9 protein-coding genes, 5 tRNA genes and 2 pseudogenes are annotated in these 9,540 nt (G+C 69.9%); 2 read left to right on the plus strand and 14 right to left on the minus strand.

Going from position 1 to position 9,540, the window contains the following annotated elements; translation table 11 throughout:
* Positions 1 to 278, plus strand: a 278-nt coding sequence (locus FXF52_RS39090; RefSeq protein WP_148804701.1) for a transposase, incomplete at its 5' end; no start/stop codon positions are given.
* 220 nt (positions 279 to 498) lie between these two features.
* On the opposite strand, the gene FXF52_RS39095 is transcribed toward FXF52_RS39090, so the two are convergent.
* The 12 genes and pseudogenes from FXF52_RS39095 to FXF52_RS39140 all read right to left on the minus strand — a co-directional run bounded on the left by FXF52_RS39095 (position 499) and on the right by FXF52_RS39140 (position 5,914).
* Complete coding sequence (locus FXF52_RS39095) at positions 499 to 777, minus strand: transposase (RefSeq protein ID WP_222870922.1); 279 nt, start codon at positions 775 to 777, stop codon at positions 499 to 501.
* 72 nt (positions 778 to 849) lie between these two features.
* Positions 850 to 922 (minus strand) — tRNA-Arg (locus FXF52_RS39100).
* Between the two features lie 39 nt (positions 923 to 961).
* A complete protein-coding gene (locus tag FXF52_RS43660; protein ID WP_255472850.1) occupies positions 962 to 1,561 on the minus strand; it encodes an RtcB family protein in 600 nt (199 codons plus the stop codon).
* 72 nt (positions 1,562 to 1,633) lie between these two features.
* A pseudogene (locus tag FXF52_RS44330) lies at positions 1,634 to 2,359 on the minus strand (LAGLIDADG family homing endonuclease); the annotation flags it as partial.
* Positions 2,360 to 2,380: 21 nt separating this feature from the next.
* Positions 2,381 to 3,190 (minus strand): annotated as a pseudogene (locus FXF52_RS43670) (RtcB family protein); the annotation flags it as partial.
* Positions 3,191 to 3,219: 29 nt separating this feature from the next.
* Positions 3,220 to 3,293 (minus strand) — tRNA-Gly (locus FXF52_RS39115).
* Positions 3,294 to 3,320: 27 nt separating this feature from the next.
* Positions 3,321 to 3,393 (minus strand) — tRNA-Glu (locus FXF52_RS39120).
* A gap of 31 nt (positions 3,394 to 3,424) precedes the next feature.
* Positions 3,425 to 3,497, minus strand: a tRNA-Pro gene (locus FXF52_RS39125).
* A 109-nt stretch (positions 3,498 to 3,606) separates the two neighbouring features.
* Positions 3,607 to 3,678, minus strand: a tRNA-Trp gene (locus FXF52_RS39130).
* 73 nt (positions 3,679 to 3,751) lie between these two features.
* The gene (locus tag FXF52_RS43675; RefSeq protein ID WP_255472849.1) at positions 3,752 to 3,874 is read right to left on the minus strand and encodes a hypothetical protein; all 123 of its coding nucleotides are present in this window, start codon (positions 3,872 to 3,874) and stop codon (positions 3,752 to 3,754) included.
* A gap of 190 nt (positions 3,875 to 4,064) precedes the next feature.
* On the minus strand, positions 4,065 to 4,475 hold the full coding sequence (locus tag FXF52_RS39135) for an NUDIX domain-containing protein (RefSeq protein WP_148804702.1): 411 nt from the start codon (positions 4,473 to 4,475) through the stop codon (positions 4,065 to 4,067).
* A gap of 71 nt (positions 4,476 to 4,546) precedes the next feature.
* On the minus strand, positions 4,547 to 5,914 hold the full coding sequence (locus FXF52_RS39140) for a hypothetical protein (RefSeq protein WP_148804703.1): 1,368 nt from the start codon (positions 5,912 to 5,914) through the stop codon (positions 4,547 to 4,549).
* A gap of 200 nt (positions 5,915 to 6,114) precedes the next feature.
* On the opposite strand from FXF52_RS39140, the gene FXF52_RS39145 reads away from it, so the two are divergent.
* Positions 6,115 to 6,726, plus strand: a complete 612-nt coding sequence (locus tag FXF52_RS39145) for a DUF6058 family natural product biosynthesis protein (RefSeq protein ID WP_148804704.1) — start codon at positions 6,115 to 6,117, stop codon at positions 6,724 to 6,726.
* Here the strand turns inward: FXF52_RS39145 and FXF52_RS39150 are convergent.
* Both FXF52_RS39150 and FXF52_RS39155 read right to left on the minus strand, forming a co-directional pair.
* On the minus strand, positions 6,704 to 8,710 hold the full coding sequence (locus FXF52_RS39150; protein WP_148804705.1) for a translation factor GTPase family protein: 2,007 nt from the start codon (positions 8,708 to 8,710) through the stop codon (positions 6,704 to 6,706). The two genes, FXF52_RS39145 and FXF52_RS39150, sit on opposite strands and share 23 nt — an antisense overlap.
* 294 nt (positions 8,711 to 9,004) lie before the next feature.
* Entirely contained in the window at positions 9,005 to 9,397 is a 393-nt protein-coding gene (locus tag FXF52_RS39155; RefSeq protein WP_148804706.1) for a hypothetical protein, read from the minus strand.
* Between the last annotated feature and the right edge of the window lie 143 nt (positions 9,398 to 9,540).

Consider the following 9,540-nt stretch of genomic DNA (forward strand, 5'->3'; position numbering starts at 1 on the left):
AGGCCTACACCAGCCGCGGCACCCGCAGATACCGGCGCTCACGCGGGATCAAGGCATGCATCCCCAGGAAGAAGGACCAGGACGCCCACCGCAAGGCCAAAGGCTCCAAAGGCGGCCGCCCACCAGCGTTCGACAAGGATCTCTACCGGCTACGCCACGCCGTCGAGAACGGCATCAACCGGCTCAAACGCCACCGCGGCATCGCCACCCGCTACGACAAGCTCGCGGTCCGCTTCCAAGCCGTCCTGACCATCACCATCATCACCGAGTGGCTCTGACCCGCTTATGAAACACGCCTTAGATCCGATGGAGTCCGGTGCATGCGTTCAGGCAGCGGTCGCACGAAACGTCCATGCCGGCAGCGAATCGGTCCCCAAGCGCTCGCGGGAAATCATCGACGGAGATGCTGATCCTTGAGAGCCTTGCGTCGGGTTGGGCTGTGTCAACGCCGCCTGAATCCTGGATCTGGCCCACTTTCCGTGATCCGGAGTGACCCTGTCAGGCCAGCAGGACTCGCTTGCGGAGCAGGTCGAGGTTCGCCCGGCCATACATCTGTCGTTTGATCATCTTGATCCGGTTGACGTGGCCTTCGACGACTCCGGAACTGTGGGGCAGGGTCAGGCCGTTGACGACAGCGTCGTGGTCGCGGCGTAGGCCGGCGATGAAGGAGTGCAGGTCGGGTTGGTCGTCGGCGGTCACGGCGGTGATCCAGGCGTTGAGGCGGTGCCCGTGGCGGTTGGTGAGGATCTCCGCGAAGGCTTTGACGTCGGTCGCCAACGCATGGCGAGCATGCGAATCGGCGGAAGTTCAGACCGCCAGTCGGTACAGAAATCTTGAACTTCCGATGAGTGCCCCGACCAGGATTCGAACCTGGGCTCTCCGGTTTCGTAGACCGGCGCGCTCTCCGCTGCGCCACCGGGGCGGGTGACCGACGCCCTCCCCCCGAGGGGCGCCGGTCTGGTCAACCCTTCACGCAGACCACCTGCTTGAGGTGCGCCACCACCTCGACCAGGTCCTCCTGCTGCGCCATCACCTGGGTGATGTCCTTGTACGCGCCGGGGATCTCGTCCACCACCCCGGCGTCCTTGCGGCACTCGACGCCGGCCGTCTGCGCCGCCAGGTCCGCGGTGCTGTACGTCCGCTTCGCCTGACCGCGCGACATCCGGCGCCCGGCGCCGTGCGACGCCGAGCAGTACGCGTCCAGGTTGCCCTTGCCGCGCACGATGTACGAGCCGGTGCCCATCGACCCCGGGATGATGCCGAGGTCGCCCTTGCCGGCCCGGATGGCGCCCTTGCGGGTCACCAGCACGTCCACCCCGTCGTACGTCTCCTCCGCCACATAATTGTGGTGGCAGTTCCCAGTGAGGATGTTTCCGTCAAGCGCGAAGGAGTGCGTGTCCTTAACCACCGCGCAGAAGACTTCCTCCACCGTCTCGGTCTCACGGACGGCCCGTACTGTCCAACCTCGCCGCTCAACGGCATTTCGGTTGCGGCTCCAGCGGTCACGGTGTTCGTCATGGATGAAGAATTCGGGCGTCAGGTCAGCTCTGGAAAGCCCCATCACATAGACCGGTGACTCGCCCTCACCGAACCCCTTCCGGCTCGATCGTCGGATGGGCAGCGTCCAAATCCCCAGCGCACTGCAGGCTTCCTTGACGAACTGGAGGTGGTTGCGATCAGCGGACCAGAGGGACGGACGCCCAGTCTTGCCGACGTCACCGTCCGCCGCGAAGTAGCCAGCCAACCAGCCGTAAAGATCGTCTGGAGCACCGTCCAAAGGCGGATAGTCGCGCTTCCACTCACGAGGAAGCCCACCCAACCGCTTGTAGCTTTTTACCCTCCCACTTGCCAACGCCTCAGCGGTGATCGTGGACGCCGGCACGTGACGGTTGCTATTTTGCCGATCTGGCTCGTAGACGTAGTAATAGGTCCGCAGCTTTCCCATTTCCTTGAAGAAGGGAAGTAGCGCGTCATCCTTTCGCCCAAAGAAGTTGGCGTGAGCGAGGCTCTGCCCGCTGATGGAACCATCTCCAAAGACGAAACCACGTGCGATGCCATGGGCCGACGGGACCAAGCCCGCAGGTGGAGTAGGGTACGAGTACGCAAGGCGGTCGCCTACGCGAAGCGCGGTAGTGATCGCTTCGGCACGGTTGTGAGCAACCTTCGGCCGCAAGAGCCACCGATGCCGTGCGGTGGCTCGGATAATCTTTTCCTCGCCATAGCGACCAACGATGACCTCGTAGAGACGCTGTGGACCAAAAGACTCGACAGGTGCCTTCACCCACCGACCGCCCGCAGTCAGCAGAGTGTGCCATCCACCGGCGAGGTCCCGGATCGGCCGAGAGCCGCTATCCGTCATCACCAACGTCTCACCGGCAAAACATGAGACGGGCCTGTCGTAGCTCACCTGGGGTGTTCTCTCGCGCACCACCCCGCAGAGCAGGGCGAGCATGACGGCCCGGTTGCGGCGCGCGTACTCCTGCGCCCACCAGAGGTCCCGGCGGTAGGCGTCCATCTCCGGGGTGCCGGCGAGGAACACCGCGAGGTCCCGGTCGGGCAGGTCGACGTTGTGCGGCAGGCCGCGGGCCACCGCCATGTGCCGCTCGGCGAGTTCCTTGCCGATGTTGCGGGACCCGGAGTGCAGCATCAGCCAGACCTGGCCGTCGTCGGGGCCGCCCTGCTCCAGGCAGACCTCGATGAAGTGGTTGCCGCCGCCGAGGGTGCCCAGCTGGCGCTGCGCCCGGGTCTCCAGCTGCGCGACCCTCCGGTCGAGGGTGCCGAAGCGCCGCCAGAAGTCGTCCCAGCCGCGCTGCTCCAGGCCGCGGATCCGGCGCGGGTCGACCGCGTCGTCCCGCATGGCGAAGCCGACCGGGATGGCTGCCTCGATCGCGGTACGCAGCGGGGCGAGGTCGTCGGGGAGGTCGGCCGCGGTGAGTGAGGTGCGCACCGCCGACATGCCGCAGCCGATGTCGACGCCGACCGCGGCCGGCGAGACGGCCTGGCGCATGGCGATGACCGAGCCGACGGTGGCGCCCTTGCCGTAGTGCACGTCCGGCATGACGGCGACCCCCTGTACCCAGGGCAGCGCACCGATGTTGCGCAGCTGCTTGGCGGCCTGCGCCTCGATGCTGTAGGGGTCGGTCCAGACCCGGACTGGCGCCCGGGTGCCGGCCAGCGGGGTGTAGCCCATCGTCGTCTCCTTGTGCTGAGTGATGTCCGAGCGGTTGGCCGGATTCGAACCGGCGATCTTCACCGTGGCAGGGTGACGCGCTGCCTGGCTGCGCTACAACCGCGAGGTGGTCCCGGAGGTGGGACCGGCGTAGGCCGTACGGGACTTGAACCCGTAGCCTCCCGGGTGAGAACCGGGTGAGCTGCCATTTGCTCCAACGGCCCGCGTGGGACGGCGGGTTGCCGTCCGCGAAAGTCCGGGACCGCGGAATCGAACCGCGTGTCTCTCGCGCCCAAGGCGAGCGGGTCAGCCAGCTCCCTCGTCCCGGATGCCCGGCCGGCGTCGGGAGGGACGCCGGGCCGGGACAGTACTCATGCCGTCCACTGTGGAGTTGAGAAGATGCGACGTCGCCGGCCGGCGGCCGGGACGGGGTGGAGCAGGGGCGGCAGGATTCGAACCTGCAACCGTCGGAGTTGGAATCCGGTGCTCTTCCGTTGAGCTACGCCCCTTGGATCGGGGTGACGAAAAAGCCGCCCGGTCCCTGGTCTCGGGGCGGGCGGCTGCGCGGGTCTCGCGCTGGCGCTAGGCGCGCCACCACCCTGGTTGCCGGAGCTGCCATCGGCAGCCGCCCAGGCCGGATTCCGGCAGCAGGGCACCGCCGCGCGGCGCGGGCCGCTCGGCCTGGGTGCGGTTCTGCTGCGACACGGTGTGCTCCCTGGGTGGTGGTGCCGGTTGATGTTGCCCGCTCACGGTAGGCGGGCCGGCGGGCGGATGGCAATGGATATTCGTACGCGTGGCATCAGCCGGGGCAATCGGTCGGGCGGGCCAGCGCACGAAGATCTACCTCACGGTCGATGGGCATGTCGGCCTGCTCTGGCTGCCGTCCCGGCGCGGGTCATGCGTCGTTGAGGTGGAGGGGCAGGACCAGCGCCGAGGAGACCGCCAGCTCACGATTGAGTACGTCATCCCGGGGGACGAACACCATGGCGCGTCCCTCGCCGAGCACCACGTCCTCCTGGCGCGCGCTGGTGGTGCCGCGGAAGACGTGGACGGTCACGGTGTGGGGGAAGCCCTCCTCGTAGGGACGCGGGCCGCTCCACAGCGGGTGGAGTTCACCCGCTGTCAGGCCTGTTTCTTCCAGTAGCTCGCGGCGGGCGGCCTCCTCGGGCGTCTCACCGGGCTCGACGTGGCCGCCCGGTAGGCTCCATTGGTTCGGCGAGGCGGGCGCGTGTTCGTCGCGGTGCTGCAAGAGCACCGCGCCCGAGGGATCGACAAGCAGCACGAGTGCGATGTCATACGTGGCCATCGCAAGAGCATGCCACGACCGATACGCGCACAAGGGTCCTCACCGAGCCGCTACCTGATCGGCAGGACGTTCTACTCGGCATCGCGGAGGAAGGCGGTGACGCGGGTGCTGATGGTGGCGTGCAGGGCAGCCACCGCCTCGGCGCCCTCGCGCAATGCCGCGGTCAGCGCCGCAAGGTCGCACGGGTCGTCGATCGGGCGCGCGACCGCGAGGGCGCCTTCCCACCAGTTGGTGGTTACCGCCCACGTAACGTCGTCGTCGGAGAGGATGAGGTCGTCCAGCACCTGGTCGATGGCCTCGCCGAGGTCTTCGTCGTCCACGTCCGGATGGTCGTCGACGTACCGTTGCCGCAGCCGCCCGGCGTCAGCGTCGATCCGCAGTTGCCAGCCCTCGTCGGCGGCGGTGACGTCGAACCACTTCGGTAGGCTGCGGTCGGTGTCGTCGCCTGCGGCCAGGCAGGGGATGCGCAGGTCGTCGATCGGGTGGGTGCGGACCAAGTCGTACCCCAGGGCGCTCGCTGCCTGGCGCAGCTGCGCGGCTCGGCCGCCCTCCCAGCGGGCGCCCACCGGCAGCACTGCGCGCAACCGTTCCCCGATCGTCGCCCAGCGCGCGTTCGGAACGAGCACCTGCAGCGCAGCCGCAATGTCTTCGAAGGTGACCGCCGGCAGTCGCGGGTCGCCCGCGTACAACTCGATGTGGGGTTCGAGCAGGCAGGTGAGCAGTACCTGCTCGGCGGCGACCTCATATGGTGGGGCGTCGTCGAGGTAGGCCAGCGCGTCGGCGATCACGGACACCGGGTTGTGGGCGTTCCAGGCGACCGGCCGCCAGGCGATCGAGCCGCAGTCGCAGCGACTGGCGGGCGCGGTCGGGGACAGGTCGGCGTCGCAGTGGGGACAGGTCAGTCCGGCAGCGGCGGTCTGTCGGGCGTAGTCGTCGCGGATCGCGGCCAGGTCTGCGGCGATCTGCCGCGGTGACCCTTCGAGGAATCCGGCCCAGCCGAAGTCGGTGTAGATCTTTACTGTCCACACCCGGCCGCGGCGGCCACGCTCGGAGTCGGCGTCGGCGAGTTCCCAGCCGTCGGGGCCGAGCTTGGCGGTGAGTGCGTCGATGACCGGCTGCCAGGCTGACAGGTCGTCGTCCGGTGGCGGCGGTGGGGCGGGGCGGCCGGTCGCGGCGGCGGCGAGTGCCGTGGCGCGCCAGATCGAGCGTGCCTGAGCGGGGGTCGGGGTGCTGACGGTGTAGCCGGTGAAGTATCCGGCGACGTCCGGGGTGATGGCCACGAGGTGGCCGTCGGGCACGACCAGCGAGGCCGGCGCCTCGGTGAGGCGGTGGTGGGCGCATACCAGCGCGTCGAAGCCGCGGATGAGTGTCGCCCGCACGGATCGCGTGTGGCCGCACTCGGCGCAGGTGACGCTGACCTTCTCCCGGCTTTGTGCCACGATTCGTCCTCCCTGCGCGTCGGTGCGGGCCCACGCTACCGCCGGGGTCCGACAGCGTGGTTCGTCGGCATCTGGACCCGCCTGCGCCGCGCTCGGGTCTCGCGGCACGGCATCGCCGCCGTATTCGCGAGCACGTTTCGGCGGGCGCCGAATGGTCCCGGTCCTAGCCTGTGCGGGGCACGGGAGGAAGGAAGGCCGGGATGGAGTTGCGGCGTCGGGTGGCGGAGCGGTTTCGCGAGGTCAACGGGGATCACCCGATGACGGCGGCGGACGACGCGTACGTCAGCGGGCAGTTCGTGGTGCTGGCGGAGCTGTGTGCGGCGACCGGGCGGGACCCGGACGACGTACGCCGGTTGATGCTGGACCGGCGGCTGCCGCTGCCGGGCTATCTGCGCTCGGACGGCGCGGAGATGGTGCCGGCCGATCTGTTCGCGCTGGCGGAGCGGGCGGGTGGCGCGGAGTTGCTGGCGCAGTGGTTCGTCGGGCACTGGGCCGACCCGGCGCAGGGCGCGGACGAGTGGGATGCCTACCTGAGTGGGCAGTATGTGTGCCTGCACTCGGTGACGCCGGGGAACATCCGGCGCAAGGGTGAGCTGACCGCGGCGATCGAGGCGGCGCTGGCCGCGGCGGACGCGGAGTCGGCGGCCTGGCGGGACCGGCTGCACGCGCTGGTCGACGAGCTGGACGCGCTGGAGCCGGCGTTCAGCGGGTACGACCGGCTCCGGTTCGGTGGTCCGACGTCGCGGGACACCTGCATCGACGCGGTGCGGGCCCGGTACCCGCGCCGGGTCACCGCTCGGGACGGGCGGTGACCCGGCGGGCCACGGCGAGCAGGTACTCCTTGCGGTGGAGGGGGTCGTGGTCCCAGCGGGGTCGGGTGGGGGCGGGGCCGCGGACCGGCCGGTAGTGGTCGAACTCCGATTCGATGGTCCCCTCGCCCCGGGTCAGCGCGGGCAGCCGCTGTTCCAGCGTGTGCACCCGCCCGGCGGGCACCTCGCCCTCGACCAGGTACCCGCTGCCGTGCGGGGTGGCGGTGCGGGGCACCGCGTCGAGGCCGGACAGTATCGGCAGGACCGTGCCGAACAGGTCGGCCGGCAGGTCCAGGCGGAACCGGTGCACCGGTTCGTGGACGCGGGTGCCGGCGCGGGCGAGCGCGGCCATGAGTACCAGTGGCGTGAGGTTGCGGAAGTCGCCGGCGGTGCTGGACATGCTCTTGTCGAACACGCCGTGGGAGTGGCTCTGCCGGGCCCAGTAGCCGCCGTGGGTGAGGGTGACGACGCAGTCGATCACCGCCCAGCCGTGCAGCCCCTGTCGTAGGGTCTCCCGGACGGTCTCCTCGATGGCCTTGAGGAACGCCAGCGGCATCGAGCCGAGTTCGATGTCGAGCCGGAACTCGACGCCACTGTCGCGCGGGCCGGGTGCCACCTGGAGCCCGACGGTGCCGAGGAACGGGTTCGGGTCGCGGCCGATCCACTCGACCGCGGTGCCGACGCCGACCGGCCGTTCCACGCAGACGGTGGTGGTTTCCCGGAAGCTGACCGGGACGCCGTACTCGTCGGCGAGGGTGGCCTGGATGACCTCCTTCTGCACCTCGCCGTAGAGGGACACCGCGATCTCCTGGCGCAGGTCGTCCTGGCGGAGGTTGATCAGCGGGTCCTGCTCGGCGAGTTGGGCGAGGGCCGTGTGCAGGGCCGGTCGGTCGGCCGCCCGCTCGGGTACGACCACCGTCTCCAGGGTGGGCGGGGCGAAGTGGTGGCGGCCGGCCGGGCGGTCGGGCGGGGTGCCGAGCGGGTCGCCGACCTGGACGTCGGTCAGGCCGTGCAGGCGGGCGATCCGGCCGGCGCCGACCGAGTCGGCGGGTGCCGGCTCGCCGCCGTCGAAGACCCCGATGCCGGTCACCTTGGCCTCGAGATCCCGCCGGTAGCGGATCCGGTCGCGGACCCGCACGGTTCCGGCGAAGATCCGGGCGTACGCGATCTTCTCGCCGGCCGGGCCGCGCTCGACCTTGAAGACGGTGCCGGACAGTGCGGCCTGGTCGTCGCCCTCGGCGGCGGGCAGCAGCCCGGCGAGGCCGGTGATCAGGTCGTCCACCCCGGCGCCGGTGATGGCCGAGCCGGCGTACAGGGGATGCACCCGGGCTCGCGCGGTCTGGGCGGCCAGCGCCGCCCGCAGCCGGGCCGGGGTAACCGTCCGCTCGTCGGCGACGTACGCGGCGAGCAGCGCGTCGTCGTGCGTGGAGAGCAGGTCGACCAGCCGGGCGGTGTGGCCGGGTTCGTCCGGCCCGAACGGTACCCACCGGGCGGCGGGGGTGCCGGGCGCGTCGACCTGGCCGAGGGCGACCAGGTCCGGGGTGAGGCGGTCGGCGATCTGGCGCAGCACGCGGTCCGGGTCGGCGCCGGCCCGGTCCACCTTGTTCACGAAGATCAGCGTGGGGATGCGGAGCCGGTGCAGGGTGCGGGCCAGCACCCGGGTCTGGGCCTGGACGCCCTCGACGGCGGAGACGACGAGTACCGCCCCGTCGAGTACGCCGAGGGCGCGCTCCACCTCGGCGATGAAGTCCGGGTGGCCGGGTGTGTCGATCAGGTTGACGGTGACCCCGGCGACGTCGAAGGAGACGACGGCGGAGCGGATGGTGATGCCGCGCTGCCGTTCCAGGGTCAGGGTGTCGGTACGGGTGCTGCCGTCGTCGACGCTGCCGAGTTCGTCGATGACCCCGGCGCTGTGCAGCAGTCGTTCCGTCAGGCTGGTCTTACCGGCGTCGACATGGGCGAGGATGCCGAGGTTGAGGGTTTTCACGCAGCGTCATGTCCTCTGGGTAGGCGGTCATTCCCTTCTGGTGGGACATGGACGCAGCTCGCATCGTGGTGCTCCTCCAACTCGGTGGATGTCGACTGGGATTGCAGCAATCGCCGGGCGATGCCGGCAAGCGATTAACCCGGACGGGTGACCTCCGGGCAGAGATGAACGCCCGCGCTGCGGGGCAGCGGCGAGACGGTGGGACGCGCCTCGGCGTATTAGGATGCCGGGTTAATGGCAGCGGCAGAGCCTCGGCGAGTGGAGATCGCCGGTGGCGGATGGGCGTCGAAGGGCTTAGCTCGCCTGGGCGACCGGGTAGCGCTTCATCTCCTCCATGAAGGGGAACCGCGCGGTGAGTTCGGCCAGCGTGATCCCGGCGCGCCAGGCATCGGCCACCTGCGCCACCTGGAGCAGGTCGGTGGCGTCGCCGCGGGCCTGGACCTCGCCGGACACCCGGAGGTCGATCATGAAGTAGCGGGCCTGGGAGCCGAGACCGACGCAGACGACGCCGCGGTCGGAGGTCAGCTCGGCGCAGGTGAACCGGGCACGCCCGTGGTCGGGGGCGGCCACCTGGCCGAGGTCGAGCTGGTGCCGGACGGCCGCCTCAGCGAGCGCGGGAGCCAGTCCGCCCTGCTCGACCAGGTCCGGGTAGAGGCGCACACCCAGTGCTGTCGACACGTCGCTCATGACTGACTCCCACTTCCTTGTGACAGAGACCAGCTGCACGCAGGTTACGGGTGTGTTTCCGGCGTACAAGGTCATCCTGTCCCTTCCGGACGCCCCTCGGCAATAGGAACGGCCGATTACAGGTCCAACGGCCCCCTTGACCC

Source organism: Micromonospora sp. MP36, from assembly GCF_008119785.1.
GTDB lineage: Bacteria > Actinomycetota > Actinomycetes > Mycobacteriales > Micromonosporaceae > Micromonospora.